The 16130-nt window shown below is 66.1% G+C and carries 9 protein-coding genes; 1 reads left to right on the forward strand and 8 read right to left on the reverse strand.

All coding sequences use genetic code 11. From position 1 onward, the window contains the following. Nucleotides 1-154: 154 nt before the first annotated feature. A complete protein-coding gene (locus H7A87_RS03690; RefSeq protein WP_119129601.1) occupies nucleotides 155-1387 on the reverse strand; it encodes a multifunctional CCA addition/repair protein in 1233 nt (410 codons plus the stop codon). Nucleotides 1388-2258: 871 nt separating this feature from the next. Then, a complete protein-coding gene (locus tag H7A87_RS03695; RefSeq protein ID WP_180496886.1) occupies nucleotides 2259-4232 on the reverse strand; it encodes a transglycosylase SLT domain-containing protein in 1974 nt (657 codons plus the stop codon). A 265-nt stretch (nucleotides 4233-4497) separates the two neighbouring features. On the opposite strand from H7A87_RS03695, the gene H7A87_RS03700 reads away from it, so the two are divergent. Then, complete coding sequence (locus tag H7A87_RS03700; protein WP_119129602.1) at nucleotides 4498-7377, forward strand: TonB-dependent receptor; 2880 nt, start codon at nucleotides 4498-4500, stop codon at nucleotides 7375-7377. A gap of 900 nt (nucleotides 7378-8277) precedes the next feature. Here the strand turns inward: H7A87_RS03700 and betA are convergent. The 6 genes from betA to H7A87_RS03730 form a co-directional block, all read right to left on the reverse strand. Continuing rightward, on the reverse strand, nucleotides 8278-9948 hold the full coding sequence (gene betA / locus H7A87_RS03705; RefSeq protein WP_119129603.1) for a choline dehydrogenase: 1671 nt from the start codon (nucleotides 9946-9948) through the stop codon (nucleotides 8278-8280). Between the two features lie 172 nt (nucleotides 9949-10120). After that, nucleotides 10121-11593: a betaine-aldehyde dehydrogenase gene (gene betB / locus H7A87_RS03710; RefSeq protein ID WP_119129604.1), complete on the reverse strand. Its 1473-nt coding sequence runs from the start codon at nucleotides 11591-11593 to the stop codon at nucleotides 10121-10123. Between the two features lie 40 nt (nucleotides 11594-11633). Then, a complete protein-coding gene (betT, locus tag H7A87_RS03715; protein ID WP_119129605.1) occupies nucleotides 11634-13613 on the reverse strand; it encodes a choline BCCT transporter BetT in 1980 nt (659 codons plus the stop codon). Between the two features lie 136 nt (nucleotides 13614-13749). Further along, complete coding sequence (locus H7A87_RS03720) at nucleotides 13750-14487, reverse strand: endonuclease/exonuclease/phosphatase family protein (protein ID WP_119129742.1); 738 nt, start codon at nucleotides 14485-14487, stop codon at nucleotides 13750-13752. Nucleotides 14488-14536: 49 nt separating this feature from the next. After that, nucleotides 14537-15352 (reverse strand): thiol:disulfide interchange protein DsbA/DsbL, encoded by an 816-nt coding sequence (locus H7A87_RS03725; protein WP_016902612.1) that lies wholly within the window; start codon nucleotides 15350-15352, stop codon nucleotides 14537-14539. 91 nt (nucleotides 15353-15443) lie between these two features. Next, nucleotides 15444-16094, reverse strand: coding sequence for a thiol:disulfide interchange protein DsbA/DsbL (locus H7A87_RS03730; protein ID WP_104586010.1), 651 nt, complete (start codon nucleotides 16092-16094; stop codon nucleotides 15444-15446). Between the last annotated feature and the right edge of the window lie 36 nt (nucleotides 16095-16130).

Here is a 16130-nt window from a genome sequence, read left to right on the forward strand (position 1 = left end):
GCCGCCTGGTTGAATGGCGAACACCCTACGTGTGCCCCGCATCCCTGACGTCGACCGGGTTGGGTGGTCGCCAGCCCGGAGCGGTGCAGTCACGTCCTGCCTGGCGCTCTCGCATTTTTGTTGCGTTGCTACGACGGTATGCGCGACGCCCTGGCTATGCGCTGGTCTTGCGCGCCGCCGCAATCGCCGCAATCCGCGCCTTCGCCAATGCCTCGCCGATCTGCGGGCCTTGCAGGCCTTGTGCGGCCAGGTCGCGCGCATTGATGGCCAGCGCAGCGGCGTGCAGGTGTTTAAGTTGTTCGCCCTGTGGATACGCGGCGTCTTCGCTGCCCAGCCGGCCACGCTTGTCAGCTTCGCACACCAGCGCGAGTTGCGCGATGCGCTCGGGGCGGCGAAACGCGTCGCAGCGCACCAGCAGCTCGTGCACGGTGCGGTCGCGCAGTTCGGCCAGGCGATGCACGTTCAAGTGTTCGCGGCAGGCGGTGATGGCGAGCTGGCGATAATCCTGCGGCACCTTGAGCCGCTCGCACAATGTCTGCAGCGGGGCAACGCCGCGCTGTTCGTGCATGATGTGGCGCGGCCATTCTTCCGCCGGCGTGAGTGCCTTGCCTAGGTCGTGGGTCAATGCGGCAAAGCCCACCAGCGCGTCGCCGGGCGCCAGTCGCGCGGCCATGTCGCTGACCATTTCCTGGTGAATGCCGGTATCCACCTCCGGATGAAACTCGGCACGTTGCGGCACGCCATACAGCGCATCGATCTCGGGCAGGATGACGCGCAGCGCATCGGTGTCGTGCAGCGTGCGCAGGAAGGCCGACGGCTGCGCACTCTCCAGCACGCGGCGCAGTTCCTGCCACACGCGTTCGGGCACCAGGCTGTCCAGCTCGCCGCTGGCGGCCATCTGGCGCATCAGTGCTGCGGTCTCTGGCGCGACAGTGAAACCAAGCGGTGCTAGGCGTGCCATGAAGCGGGCAGCACGCAATACGCGCACGGGATCTTCGACAAAGGCCGGCCCCACGTGCCGCAGCACGCGCGCCTGCAGATCGCGCGCGCCGCCATACGGATCGAACAACTCGCCGGTGTCCTCGTCGCGTGCGATCGCGTTGATGGTGAAGTCGCGGCGCAGCAGATCCTCTTCCAGCGTCACCGAAGGATCGGCATCCACCACAAAGCCGCGATAGCCGCGCCCGGACTTGCGCTCGGTACGCGCCAACGCATATTCCTCACCGCTGCGCGGATGCAGGAATACCGGGAAATCCTTCCCCACCGGTTTGAAGCCCAGGCGTTCCATCTGCGCCTGATCGGCACCGACCACCACCCAGTCGCGGTCGCCAGCGGGCTGGCCAAGCAGGGCATCGCGGACTGCGCCGCCAACAAGATAGATCTTCATCGCGACATGATGCCCGATGCGGTGCGTGCGTCGTAGAGCGACTGATCCACGGCTTGGCTGCAGGGCCTTTGCCCGCCCATCATCGCGGACATGCCGTAAGGCACAGTGGACGATCTACGGCTTTGCGGATAGATCAGCTGTAGAGCCGGTGCGGTGTGGCTTTGCTGCAGGGTCCTTGCCCGCCCACCCTCGCGGGACACGCCGCAAGTACGTCCCTGTAGGCTCTTACGCGGCATCCATGCCGCGTAAGGTCCCGCGACGATGGGCGGGCAAGGACCCGTCGAGATGGTCGGTGTGCACAGCTAAGCGCAATGCTTGATGCGCGTTGCTTGATGCCGATGCGCCGGCTCAATGCGCGATGCACGTCGAGCGGCAACCAGTCGGGACGTCTGCTGCGCATGGGTAAGAGCAGCGCGTGATGTGCATTTCGGATAGTGATGTACTTGCCCGGCCCAACGGCCAACGTCCAATGCACGTCGTGTAACAAGCTACTTTCACGTGACTACCGACCAACCTTCTGGTGCGGTGTCCTTGCCGGTTGCGGGACCGTGTGGCGGCACGGATGCCGCCACCGAGCCTCCACGGACGGATTCACGGCGTGTCCCGCAAGCGGTGAGGGCACCGCGCCCTCGACGACCCGAGCCTTCGATGCACCGAAACAACGCAACGACGGGAACGCTTGGTTGGCCCCAGAGCCCCAGAGCCCCAGAGCTTGAGAGCCTGAAGCCTCAGAGCTTCAAGCCTAGGAGCGAACGAAAGGCAAGTATCAGAGCGGCATCGCCTAGCTTGCGCCCCAGGCAAAGACAACCCCTGCAACCGCACAAGCACGACCACCTCATCCGGCCGCCATGTTCGGCGGCTGACTTGGAGCTCAGTCCTGCGCCGCGTTATTGGTCGCCTGGCCTGGCGTGCACACCGGTTTCAGGCGCTTGTCCACCAGCTTGCCCATCAGGCGATCGCTCAGCGGCAGCATGTCGCCGTTGAGCCGCCAGTCGTAGATCACGCTGAAAGCCAGCACACGCGCGACGTACTCACGGGTTTCCTTGTAGCTGATGGTCTCGATCCAGAAGTCCGGCTCGAAGTTGGGCCGCTGCGATTGCCAGCGCCCGGTCGGCCCCGGGCCGGCGTTGTAGGCGGCGATGGTGAGGTAGGGCAGGCCGTAGGTATTGAGCAACTGGCGCAGGTAGGCGGTGCCGATGGCGATGTTGGTGTCCGGCTCGTACAGACTGGTGGCGCCCGCGTAACCAGGCAGGGCGATGCCCTTGGCCACGGCCGCGCCGGTGCCCGGCAATACCTGCATCAGGCCCATCGCGTTGGCTGGCGAGCGGGCGCGCGGATTGAAGATGCTTTCGGCACGGATCTCCGCTGCCACCCAGGCCGGGTCGATCGCGTTCTTGGCCGCTTCGCGGCGAATGCTGTCGTCGTGATGCAGCGGAAAGCGCAATGCATACAGGCGTTGTTCGTCCGGCTGCTTGCCGAGCGCGAACACTGCGCGATCGAACCAGCCATTCTCGCTGGCCACCTGCACCGCCAGCCGGCGCTGGGTGTCGTCGAAGCGGCTTGCGGCATCGTTCCACTCGGCCACGGCCCAACCGGGGCGGTCGATCTGGAACAAGGCGATGGCACGGAGCAACGCCGGATCGCGCGCGACGGCGGCCTTGGCCTGCGGGGTGTCCTTGGGCTCCCACGGGCACAGCCGATAAGGCTGCTGCAGACGATCGGCGGCCAGGAAGCCGTGGAAGGTCGGCGATTGCGCGGCTGCGCGATACAGCGGCTGCGCGGCCGCGGCAGCGCCGGTCTTCTCGGCCAGGCGCGCCTCGAAATACTGCCAGCGCGAATCGCTGCGCTGGGTGGCGGGCATCTTGCGTATCGCGGCCAAGGCGGCCGGCCAGTCGCCGCGCGCCATCGCTTCGCGCGCGCGCCATTCGTGCAGGCGCTCGTCGTATGAGGCATCGGGGACTGCATTGAGGCGCCGTGCCGAATCCGGCAGGTAGGACGCCACCGTCCACAGCGCGATCTGGTACAGCACCTGGCCGCGCTGCGCCTCGCTGAAGCCGAGTGCGCTAGCCAGCTGTGGCAACTGCTGCTCGGCCGCGTCCGGATCGTTCTTGGCCAGTTTGGCCAGGCCGTCGACGGCGATGCGACGGCTGCGCTCGGTCTTTGGCCAACCGAGTGCACGCGGGTGCACCTTGTCCAGAAACGCGGCGTAATCGTTAGCCAATGCCAGATCGGCCGCCGGCAAGCCGCGCGCGGCCGTGCGCATCACCGCAGGCTGCTGTGCATCGGCCGCCGCCTCCACGCGCTCCCAGCGCAGCGCCGGGGTGAGTTCGCCCCGCGCTTCCAGCCCGGCAACCACCGGATCGCAGGCATCGGGCAGGCCCTTGCCGGTGCGCCACAGGGTCAACGCGTCGCGGCTCCACTGTGCATCCAGCTTGCCGGTCGCCTGGCGCGCGGTCAGCTGCGCGCAGCGCAGGCCCAGGTTGTCGGTGGGCTTCCAGTTGGCCAGCAACGTGTTCCAGTCCTGGCGGCGTGCCACCGCCGGCAACCAGGTGCCGCGGAAGCTCTCGGCCACCGGCTGGCCTGCATAACGCTGCAGGAATCCCTGCGCCTGTGCCGTGGAGACGTTGTCGATGTTGCGCTTGAGCGTGGCAAATTCCAGCCAGCCATAGAGCGGGTGGCGGTTCAACGCGGCCAGCTGACCGGCATCGGACTGGCCGCGCTCTGCAGCAGCGATGGCATCGCGCATGGCGGTCAGTTGCGGGTCCAGGCTCTGGGCATGCAGCGCAGTACTGCCAAGGCACAGCAAACCGACGAAAACAGTGGCAAGACGGGGGGTATAGGTCATTGCGCGATGATACCGAAGCACGCCGGCGCCCCTGAGTGAATGCGCAGCAGACCGGTGCCGACCGTCGCTGACGGCAGCGATGGGCGTGCGATGCCGGTGCGCACCGCGCATGTGCACCGTGGCCTGCCGCTGCGGAGCACTGCGGACCACTTCCCACTGCGTCACGGCTGGCTTGCGGGGCGTTAAGGTTTCGTTTAAAAGTGGGGGCGGACCGCAGGGCACGGGGGCGTGCGGACACTCAAGAATCCTTCTGGAGAGAGAAAGGATGAAGCGTCTGATTGGCCCCCGTCGGTCATGCCTGGCCGTGCCGTTGTCCTTGTGTCTGGTTCCTACACTCGCCTGGGCGCAACAGCCCGAGGCCGCCCCGAGCACGCGCACGCTCGACAGCGTACAGGTCACCGGCACGCGCATCCGGACCGCAGAGTTGCAGGGCCAGGTGCCGATCCAGACGCTCAACCGCGCCGACATCGAACGCACCGGCCTGACCTCGATCGGCGAGGTGCTGCAGGAACTCACCGCCTCGGGGTCGGCGCTCAACGCCAAATTCAATTCGTCCGGCAACTTCGGCTTTCCGCCCGATGGCGGTGGTGTGGGCGCCGGCTCGGCGCAGGTGGATCTGCGCCATCTCGGTTCCAAGCGCGTGCTGGTCCTGGTCGATGGCATCCGCTGGGTCAACGAATCCTCGGCCTCGGGCGTGGGCTCGTCGACCGATCTCAACACCATTCCGTTGGCGATCGTGGAGCGCATCGAGGTGCTCGAGGATGGCGCCTCGTCGTTGTACGGCTCGGACGCGATTGCCGGCGTGGTCAACATCATCACCCGGCGCAGCTTCGACGGTGCGCAGGTCACGCTCAACTACGGGCAATACGGCAAGGGCGACGGCACCAACCAGGGCATGGACCTGGCCTGGGGTACCAGTGGCGAGGACTTCAGCCTGTTTCTGGGGGCCAGCTACGTCAAGCAGGATCCCATCTACGCGCGCGATCGTGCGCAGGCCCGTTTCCCGATTCCGGGCACCGGGCTGACCTTCGCCAGTTCGGCAACGCCGGATGGCCGCTTCCAGTTCGTCGACCCCAACACCGGCGTGCGCCAGAACCTCACGCCCAACGCCGGCGTTGGCACGCCGCAATACGATGGCAGTGCCGGCTGTACGCGCAGCGACGATTACCACTGTTTCGGCACCGCGGACCGCTACAACTTTGCAGAGCAGAATCTGTTGCTGACGCCGTCCGAGCGCAAGGGCGTGTTCGCGCAATTTCGCTATTACTTCAACGACGATGTGCAGTGGTACGTCAAGGCGCTGGGCAACCGGCGCGAGTCGACCAACCAGGCCGCGCCCGAGCCGATCTTTCTCGGCCCCGATGCCGGCACCGGCAATCCGCTGGCCGACAACATCGTGATTTCCGCGCTCAATCCCTTCAATCCATTCGGCTTCGCGTTGAACTCGGCCACCAACCTGATCCAGATTGGCCGCCGCCCGGTGGAAGGCGGCGCGCGCCGGTTCGAGCAGCAGGTCGACACGCAGTATTTCGGCACCGGCCTGGTGGGCACCTTCGAAGGCGCGGCGCGGACCTGGTACTGGGACGTCAACGGCATGTACAGCAAGAACAAGGCCGAACAGACCAACTACGGCAGCTACAACCTCTACAACATCAATCTGGGCCTGGGCGATCCGGCCGCGTGCGCGGCGGTGGCCGGCTGCGTGCCGCTGGATATCTTCGGCGGCGCCGGCAGCATCACGCCGGAGATGTTGCGGTGGATCCAGCCGGTGGTGCGCGACCGCAGCCAGAACGAGTTGAGCCTGTTCACCGCCAATCTCAGCAGCGAGTTGTTCCAGCTGCCAGGCGGCGCGGTGTCGTTCGCCACCGGCTACGAGTACCGCAAGTACGAAGGGTCGTACCAACCCGATCCGCTCACCGTGGCGGGGCGCTACAACGGTGTACCGTCATTGCCGACCTCGGGCAGCTACGACGTCAACGAGGCCTATCTCGAACTCAATATCCCGATCTTCGCCAATTCGTCGCTGGGCGACAAACTCGACTTGAACATCGCTGGCCGTTATTCGGATTACTCCACCTTCGGCGGCGAGTTCACGCCAAAATACGGCTTGCGTTGGCAGGTCACCGATGAGTTGGTGTTGCGCACCAGTTACGCGGAGGGCTTCCGTGCGCCGACCATCGGCGAGTTGTTCGGTTCGGCCGCGCGCGCCGATCTGCAGTTGTCCGATCCATGCTCGATCGGGTTGGGTGGCACCGCGCCGCGCGGCAGCGCCGCCAACTGCGCATCGCTCGGCGTACCGGCCGGCTATCAACAGGCCAACCAGCAGATCTCGGTCACCACCGGCGGCAACGAGCAGCTGGATCCGGAGCGCTCGCGCAGCTTCAGCGCCGGCTTCGTGTTCAGCCCGGGCTTTGCCAGCAATGCCAGCTGGTCCGATCGCCTCGATCTGGAGATGACGTTCTATCGGCACCATGTCGATGGCGCGATCCAGGCGATCAATGCGCAAACGCAGCTGGACCTGTGTGTGGATACCCTGGACGCGCTGTATTGCAATGGCATCGGGCGCGCGTCCACCGGCGGCATCAATGCGTTCAACAATCGCTTGACCAACCTGGGCTCGATCAAGACCGACGGTTGGGATGTGGACCTGTTCTGGACATTGCCGGAAACGGCGTTTGGCCGTTTCAAGGTGTCCTGGCAGAACACCTTCGTGGGCCGTTACGAGGCGCTCGGTGCGGCGGGGCAACGGCAGCCGCAGGGGCCAGGCATCGAAGTGGTGGACAGCGCGATCCCGGAATGGACCAGCAACGCGGTGCTGGACTGGTCGCTGGGCCGCTGGACTGCATCATGGACCGCGCGCCACATTTCCAAACTCACCGAACAATGCGGCGATGCGGTGGAATTTGCGGTGTGCTCCGATCCTGCAGTGGGCACCAACCGCCTGGATGCGATCACCTATCACGATGCGCAGCTGGGCTATCGCGTCGATTGGCTCAAAGGCCTGCAACTCACGGCCGGCTTGAACAACGTCTTCGACAAGGATCCGCCGCTGTGCCTGTCGTGCTCCCTCAATGGTTATGACGCGTCCACTTACGACATCCCTGGTGGGCGCTTCTGGTATGCGCGGGTCGACCTGAAGTTTTAGTCTGTCTGGGCAGTCGTAAAGCGGAGAGCGGCTGATCTGCGGACTTGCTGCAGGGCCCTTGCCCGCCCACCCTCGCGGGACACGCCGCAAGTACGTCGGTGTAGGCTCTTACGCGGCATCCATGCCGCGTAAGGTCCCGCGATGCTGGGCGGGCAAGGACCAGTCGAGATAGTCGGTGTGCAGGATAAGAGCGGTGCTGATGCGCCTCGTTCGATCATGAAGCATCGGCTCCACGTGATGCACGCCGCACCACAGACAGCTTTTCGAACAAGCGCCGACCAACTTTCTGGTGCGGTGTCCTCACCGCGCCCTCGACGCTGTGAGTTGGCTGCAGGGCCCTTGCCCGCCCACCATCGCAGGACACGCCGCAAGTACGTCCGTGTAGGCTCTTACGCGGCATCCATGCCGCGTAAGGTCCCGCGAAGGTGGGCGGGCAAGGACCAGTCGAGATAGTCGGTGTGCAGGGTAAGAGCGTTGCTGATGCGCCTCGTTCTATCATCAAGCATCGGCTCCACGTGATGCACACCGCACCACAGACAGCTTTTCGAACAAGCGCCGACCAACTGTCTGGTGCGGTGTCCTCGCCGCGCCCTCGACGCTGTGAGTTGGCTGCAGGGCCCTTGCCCGCCCACCCTCGCGGGACACGCCGCAAGTACGTCCGTGTAGGCTCTTACGCGGCATCCATGCCGCGTAAGGTCCCGCGACGGTGGGCGGGCAAGGACCAGTCGAGATAGTCGGTCTGCAGGGTAAGAGCGGTGCTGATGCGCCTCGTTCGGTCATGAAGCATCGGCTCCACGTGATGCACACCGCACCACAGACAGCTTTTCGAACAAGCGCCGACCAACTTTCTGGTGAGGGCACCGCGCACTCGACCCGGGCGTCGCACCGCGTTTTCCAGCGTCACCCGCGCACGGGCGCATCGCCGGCCACGTAGTAGTCGGCCGTGCTGCGCGGCAGTGGCGTGCGGCCACGCATGCGGTCGGCGATCTTCTCGGCGATCATGATGGTGGTGGCATTGAGGTTACCGGTGATGATGCGCGGCATGATCGATGCATCGATCACGCGCAGGCCTTCCATGCCGTGCACGCGGCCCTGTCCATCGACCACCGCCATGTCATCGCTGCCCATCGCACAGGAGCAGGACGGGTGATACGCCGTCTCTGCGCGCGCGCGCACGAAGGCGTCCAGCTCGGCATCGGTCTTGCAGTCTGCGCTCGGGCTGATTTCGCGGCCGCGGTAGGCGTCCAGTGCGGGCTGGGCGATGATCTCGCGGGTGATGCGGATCGCATCGCGGAATTCCTGCCAGTCCTGATTGGTGGATTGGTAGTTGAACAGGATCGACGGATGCTGGCGCGGGTCGCGCGACTTGGCATGCACGCGCCCGCGGCTGGGGGTGCGCATCGAGCCTACATGCGCCTGGAAACCGTGTTCCTTCACCGCATTGCTGCCGTTGTAATTGATCGCGACGGGGAGGAAGTGGTACTGGATATTGGGCCAGTCGAATTCCTCGCGCGTGCGGATGAAACCGCCGGCTTCGAATTGATTGCTGGCACCGGTGCCGGTGCCGGCGAACAGCCACTGCGCACCGATGGCCGGCTGGTTCCACCATTGCAATGCCGGATACAACGATACCGGCTTGGCGCAGGCGTACTGGATGTAGACCTCCAGATGATCCTGCAGGTTCTGGCCGACGCCGGGCAGGTCGTGCACCAGTTGCACATCGAGTGCGCGCAGCAGGTCGGGCGCGCCGACGCCGGAGCGCTGCAGCAGCTGCGGCGAGGCAATTGCTCCGGCACACACCAGCACTTCGCGGCGCGCATGTGCGTCGATGCCTTCGCTGCTGTTGCCGACCAGGTAGTGCACGCCGACTGCGCGCTTGCCGGCAAACAGGATGCGGTCGGTGGTGGCATGGGTGACGATGTGCAGGCCCTCGCGCGGGCGCGCCATGTCCAGATAGCCGCGCGCCGTGCTGGCACGGCGCCCCTGCGGCGTCACCGTGCGGTCCATCGGCCCGAAGCCTTCCTGCTGATAGCCATTGAGATCGTCGGTGCGCGGGTAACCGGCCTGGACGCCGGCATCGACCATGGCGTGGAACAGCACGTTGTTGTCGTTCTTCGGCGTGGCCACGCTGACCGGGCCTTCGCCGCCGTGATACGCGTTGGCGCCGATGTCGCGTGTTTCGGCCTTGCGGAAGTACGGCAGCACATCGCGGTAGCTCCAGTCCTCCAGGCCCGGGCGCCTGGCCCAGTGGTCGAAGTCCAGCGCGTTGCCGCGGATGTAGCACATGCCGTTGATCAACGACGAGCCGCCCAGCCCCTTGCCGCGCCCGCATTCCATGCGCCGGTTGTCCATATGCGGCTCCGGCTCGGTCTCGTAGGCCCAGTTGTAGCGGCGGCCCTGCAACGGAAAGGCCAACGCCGCCGGCATCTGGGTGCGGAAGTCCAGCCGGTAATCCGGCCCGCCCGCTTCCAGCAGCAACACGCTGACGCCCGGATCCTCGGTCAGGCGCGCAGCCAGCACGTTGCCTGCCGAGCCGGCGCCGATGATGATGTAGTCGTATTCGCGTTGCATGGGGTTCTCCTTGTTGCGGTGCCGGTGTGAAGCGGCTTTCAAAACGATTGCGCGGTGGACCGGCGGCCGCTGTTCGAAACGGCAGCGTTCAAGCCGGCAGCGCGGTCCGCAGGTTGCGGCTGGCGCATGGCGCGGTGCCGGTGGCGGCAGCCTGCCAGGTGGTGTCGGCCCGTCAGAACACCGACGCGTAGCGCTCCAGTTCGACCTGGATGGATTTGGTGCGGGTATAGGCCTGCAGCGTCGCCAGGCCGTTTTCGCGACCCACGCCGGATTGCTTGTAGCCGCCCACCGGCATCGGTGCCGGCGATTCGCCCCAGGTGTTGATCCAGCAGATGCCCGCTTGCAGGCGATGGATCAGGCGATGCGCGCGCGCCAGATCCGGCGTCACCACGCCTGCGGCCAGGCCGTAGGTGGTGGCATTGGCGCGTGCGATCGCTTCGTCTTCGTCGTCGTAGGTGAGCAGGCTCAGTACCGGTCCGAAGATCTCTTCGCGCACGATGGTCATCACGTCGGTGCAATCGCTGAAGATGGTCGGTGCGACATAGCAGCCCTGTGCCAATGCGCCGTCGCGCAGACGTTCGCCACCGCACAGCAGGCGTGCGCCCTCGGCCTTGCCCTGTTCGATGTAGTCGAGCACCCGCTGCATGTGCGCGGCGCTGACCATCGGGCCGAAGGTGGTGCGCGCGTCCAGCGGGTCGCCGATGTGGATGCGTTGCACGCGTGCCAGCAGCCGCGCCTCGAAGGCGGTGCGCAGCGCGCGCGGCACGAACACGCGCGTGCCGTTGGTGCATACCTGCCCGGAGCTGTAGAAGTTGGCCATCATCGCGATGTCGGCGGCCAGATCCAGGTCCGCGTCGGCGCAGACGATCAACGGCGACTTGCCGCCCAGTTCCATGGTCACGTCCTTCAGCGACGAACTCGAGGCGCTGGCCATCACCTTGCGTCCGGTCGCGGTGCCGCCGGTGAAGCTGATCTTTTCGATCTGCGGATGTTCGGTGAGTGCGGTGCCCACGCTGGCGCCGTCGCCGGGCAGCACGTTGAACACGCCATCGGGCAGGCCGGCCTCGGTGAACAGTTCGGCCAGCTTGAGCGCGGTGAGCGGGGTCACCTCGCTGGGTTTGAAGATCATCGCATTGCCGGCCGCCAGCGCGGGCGCGGCTTTCCACAGTGCGATCTGGATCGGGTAATTCCATGCGCCGATCGCGCCGACCACGCCCAGCGGCTCGTGCCGCGTGTAGAAGAAGCTGCCTTCGCGCAACGGCACCTGTGCACCTTGCAGCGCCTGCGCCACGCCGGCGTAGTACTCCAGCACGTCCGCGCCGGTGACGATGTCCACGCTGCGGGTCTCGCTCAGCGGCTTGCCGGTGTTGAGCGTTTCCAGCTCGGCCAGCGCGTCGTTGCGCTCGCGCAGCAGCGCCACTGCACGCAGCAGGATGCGCGAGCGTTCCACCGTGGTCAGTGCCGCCCATTGCTGCTGGCCGGCCTTGGCACTGTCGACCGCAGCATCCAGGTCGTCGGCGCCGGCATTGTGCACATTGGCCAGCACCTCGCCGGTGGCGGGATTGACCACCTCGAAGGTGTGGCCGCCGCGGGCGGGGACGTAGCGGCCGCCGATGTACAGCAACTGGTCGGGGAAACGTGGCATGGCAAACCTCCTGTGGGGCGCACGCTGCAGCGGCGGCACCTCAGCGCGTGAGATGCAGGAACTGCAGGTGACGCTCGTATTGATCGATGATGTCGTTGATGATCTGTTCGCGGCTGTAACCGACCAGGTCGTAATCCTGGCTGCCTTCGTACAGATACACTTCGGCGCGGTAATAGCGTTGGTTGCGCAGGCGCTGCGCGGCAAATGACGGTGTCAGGTAGCCGCGCATCACCACCTGGTAGCGGAAGTCCTGCTGCTCGCCGTGGTCGACGCTGATCTCCATGTCGTCGTCGTCGAGCCGGCTGCTGACCTGCCAGCCTTCTTCCTGCAACTGCGCGGTGACCGCTTCGATCGCCGGGCGCACCTGGTCGTGCATGAACCGATAGACCTCATCGCGCGCCGGGAAGTGCATCGCCTGGCCCAGGCGCTGACGCCAGCCGCGGTGGTGACGCGATTGCCCGATCAGCGGGCTGGGGCTGTAGAGCTGCGCACGCTTGCGTTGCGATTCCTGGCTGAGCGCGCGCGACAGGCCCCAGGCCATCAGCAGCAGCACCGCAGAGAACGGCAGCGAGGCCAGCACCACGGCCGATTTCAGCGCGTCCATGCTGCCGGCCAGCAACAGGCCGCCGGTCACCACCGCGGTGAGCACGCCCCAGAACACGCGCAGCCAGCGCGGGCCATCGTCGTGTGGTTCGCCGCCGTGGGAGGACAGCGTGGACAACACCACCGTGCCCGAATCGGCAGAGGTCACGAAGAACACGAAGCTGATCGCCACCGTCACCGTGATCACCGTGCGGCTCCACGGGTAGCCCTGCAGCAGCGTGTACAACACCGTCTCCGGTGCAGCGATGGCCTGTTGCGCCAGCGCACCCTGGCCGTGATGCAGCACCTGGTCCAGCGCGCTGTTGCCAAAGATCGACAGCCACGCCAGGGTGAAGCCGAGCGGGATCAGCAGCACGCCGAGCACGAACTCACGAATGGTGCGGCCGCGCGAAATGCGTGCGATGAACAGGCCCACGAACGGTGCCCAGCCGATCCACCACGCCCAGTAGAACACCGTCCAGTTGCCGAGCCAGTCGCTGCGGCCGCCGTAGGCGTACACATCGAAACTCTTGTTGACCACACTGCCAAGGTAGTCGCCCAGATTCTGCATCAGCGCGTTGAGCAGGTAGTGCGTGGGGCCGGCGAACAGCATGAACAGCAGCAGCGCGATCGCCAGCAGCATGTTGATGTCCGACATCCAGCGCACGCCTTTTTCCACGCCGGACACCGCCACCACGATCGCCGCACCCATCATCGCCACGATCAGCGCCACCTGCACCCAATGGGCGTGCGGCACCTCCATCAAGGTGCTCAGGCCGGCGTTGAGATGCAGCACGCCAAAGCCCATGTCCGCGCCCAGGCCGAACACGGTGGCCACGATGCCCAGTGCATCCACGGTGTAGCCGATCGGCCCGTTGATGCGCTTGCCGATCAGCGGATACAGCGCCGAACGCAAGGCCAGTGGCAAATTGTGCCGGAACGCGAAATACGCCAGCGCCATCGCTGCCAGCGCAAACACGCCCCAGCCATGCAGGCCCCAGTGCAGGAACAGCAACTGCATCGCCTGCCGCGCCGAGGCTTCACCACTACCGGTGCCGCCTTGCGGCGGTTGCAGATAATGGGTGAGCGGTTCGGAGACGCAGAAGAAGAACAGCGTGATGCTGATGCCCGCAGCGAACAGCATGCCGGCCCAGGAGAGATAGCTGAATTCCGGCTCGTCGTGATCGGCGCCGAGCTTGATGTTGCCGTAGCTGGACAAGGCCACGCCGAGCACGAACACCAGGTACACCGTCATCGCCAGCAGGTAGTACCAGCCGACATTGCGCGAGGCCCAGGTCTGCGCATCCAGCAGCACACGGCCTGCATCCAGCGGAAACAACGACACCAGCAACGCAAACGTGCAGACCACGGTTGCCGCCAGCACGAACACCGGGCGCAGGGTGCGCACCGGCAAGGGCTGCGGCGCTACCGCACTCATGCCGACACACTCATAAGATGCGTATCACGTGCTGTGCTCCCAACGAAAAACCGCCTGCGTTATCGCACAGGCGGCGTCGAGGGGGTGTCATCGGTCGAGTCCGCCAGTGCGAACCCGTAGCCACTTTGCGTGGCTGTCAGCGCAGCAGGTGCAGCGGCACGCGGATATCCATGCCGACCGCAAGATGGTCGGAGAACGCTGCGGGAATCGCTTCGATATGTTCGATCGTCAGGCTGTCGCTGACCAGGATATGGTCGATCGCCCGGTCCGGACGCCAGCTCGGAAACGTATGCACCTCGCAGCTGGGCGGTTGCAAGCGCGTATGCCGATACAGCGCCTGCATTTCCGGCCGGTCGGCCATGCAGTTGAAATCGCCCATCAACATCGCGTTGGGATGCTCGGACAACAACTCGGCGATGAAGGCCAGCTGCGCCATGCGCGAATTGGCGCCCAGCGACAGGTGCGTCACTGCCACCGCCAGGCCTTCGCGGCCCTGCCCGAACTTGGCCAGCAGGATGCCGCGCCCGCCGATCCGGCCGGGCAGGGCATGGTCCTGCACTTCCAGCGGTTCCAGCTTGCTCAGCAAGCCGTTGGCGCTGGAGGCGACCCCGCCCATGCGGCGGTTGGGCTGGTGGCTCCAGTAATGGAAGCCGGCGCGCTCGGCCAGATAGTGGGTCTGGTTGGTGAAGCCCGAGCGCAGGCTGCCCGGGTCGGCCTCCTGCAGGCCGACGATGTCGCGCTCGCCGGCCAGTTTGGCGATGCTGTCCAGGCTGGTGCGCTTGCTGCCCAGCGGCAACGCATGCGACCAGCTGCGCGTGACGTAGTCGCTGTACCGGCGGGTGCTGGAGCCGGCTTGGATATTGGCCGTCAGCACCCGCAGGGTGCGCGAATCCGAAGCGTTCACGGGGCTGCGATCGACAGGATCACTTGGCCAGCGTGGCGCGTTCGCGCGCGATCAGGTGATCGGCGATGCGCAGCATGTCCGGGAAGCTCTGGCCCTTGACCAGGTACTTGCCGTTGACGATCAGCGACGGGGTGCCGGTGAGCTTGCTGCGGGTGGCGAACTGCTTGGCACGGTTGGTCTTGGCCGACACGCCGAAGCTGCTCATGGTGTCGATGAAGGTTTTCTGGTCCACGCCGTACTTGGCGTAGAACGCGGCGATGTCCTGCACCGAATCCTTGCCGCGCTCGCCCTTGAGGGTCTGCTCGGTGTGGATGGCCTTGTACAGCGCTTCGTGGGTCTTCTCCTGCACGCCCAGGGTTTCGGCGGCGTAGAACGCACGGCCGTAGTCGTCCCACGGGCCGCCGAACATCGCCGGCACGTAGACGAAATGCACGTCCGACGGCAGGCCGGCCTTCCACGGCCCGATCAGCGGCTGGAACGCGTTGCAGGCGGGGCAGACATAGCCGAAGACTTCGGCCACTTCGATCTTGCCGGCAGCCTGCTGGTAGGGCTGGCCGCCTTCGATATCCAGATAGTCGGTGCCGGCGACCGGCTCGGGGCCGTTCGGCGCCCGCGGTGCGGCGCTGGGGGCGGCGGCCGGCGGGGTGCTGGCGCTCTCGCCCACCGCAGGCGGTGCGGCGGGGTCGGCGGCCGGCGTGGCAGCGGCCGGAGCAGGCGCCGTTTCGGCAGCCGGCGTGGTGGCTGCAGGTGCGGTATCGGACGAGCCGTCCTGGGCCTTGCAGGCGACCAGGATCGGCAGCAGCGCCATCAGCGTCAGGGCGAAGCGGGTCTTCATCGGATTGGATCTCCAGCGTGGGGCGAGGAAAGGGCCGGACGGCCGCGGGGCGCATGATGCCACGGGCGGCCGTTGGTGGCGGTTACGCGGTTCAGCGCTTGGCAGGCGCGGCGTGTTCGCGGGCGATCAGGTAATCGGCCACGCGCAGCATGTCCGGGTAATTGCGCGCGCCGATCAGGTAGCGCCCGTTGATGATGATGGCCGGGGTGCCCGGGAGCTTGCTGCGCTTGGCGAATTCGCGCGCCGCATCGAGCCTGGCATCCACCGCCTGGCTCTTGTAGGTCTCGATGAAGCGCTGCTGCGGCACGCCGTAGCCGGCGTAGAACGCGGCCAGTTCCTCCGGGGCGACGTTCTGGGTCGGCACGGTCTGCTTTTCGTGGATGGCCTCGAACATGGCGCGATGGCTGCGCTTGGCCACGCCCAGGATGTCGGCGGCGAAGTAGGCGCGTGCGAACGCATCCCAGAACCCGCCGAACGCCGCCGGCACCGGGGTGAAGCGCACATAGGACGGCTGCTTGGCCACCCAGGCCTCCAGGGTGGGCTCGAAGTGCGCGCAGTGCGGGCAGGTGTAGCCGAACACTTCGGTCACTTCGACCTTGCCGGCCAGTGGCGCGTACGGCTGGCCGCCGTCGATCACGATGTAGTCGTCGCCTTCCACCGGTGGGGCGTTCTTGTCGGCGGCGCAGGCCGCCAGCGGCAGCAGCACCAACAGCAGCAGGGACAGACGGGAAAGCAGATTCATGCGGGCTCCGTGGGGATGGGGAGGGGAGAGCGGGAA

The sequence above is a fragment of the Xanthomonas sp. CPBF 426 genome, assembly GCF_903989465.1.
Lineage (GTDB): Bacteria > Pseudomonadota > Gammaproteobacteria > Xanthomonadales > Xanthomonadaceae > Xanthomonas > Xanthomonas euroxanthea.

Bases quoted from the DNA above. Each gene is read 5' to 3' on its own strand.
- H7A87_RS03690 (WP_119129601.1), bottom strand. From the start codon at position 1,387: ATGAAGATCTATCTTGTTGGCGGCGCAGTCCGCGATGCCCTGCTTGGC.
- H7A87_RS03695 (WP_180496886.1), bottom strand. From the start codon at position 4,232: ATGACCTATACCCCCCGTCTTGCCACTGTTTTCGTCGGTTTGCTGTGC.
- H7A87_RS03700 (WP_119129602.1), top strand. From the start codon at position 4,498: ATGAAGCGTCTGATTGGCCCCCGTCGGTCATGCCTGGCCGTGCCGTTG.
- betA (WP_119129603.1), bottom strand. From the start codon at position 9,948: ATGCAACGCGAATACGACTACATCATCATCGGCGCCGGCTCGGCAGGC.
- betB (WP_119129604.1), bottom strand. From the start codon at position 11,593: ATGCCACGTTTCCCCGACCAGTTGCTGTACATCGGCGGCCGCTACGTC.
- betT (WP_119129605.1), bottom strand. From the start codon at position 13,613: ATGAGTGCGGTAGCGCCGCAGCCCTTGCCGGTGCGCACCCTGCGCCCG.
- H7A87_RS03725 (WP_016902612.1), bottom strand. From the start codon at position 15,352: ATGAAGACCCGCTTCGCCCTGACGCTGATGGCGCTGCTGCCGATCCTG.
- H7A87_RS03730 (WP_104586010.1), bottom strand. From the start codon at position 16,094: ATGAATCTGCTTTCCCGTCTGTCCCTGCTGCTGTTGGTGCTGCTGCCG.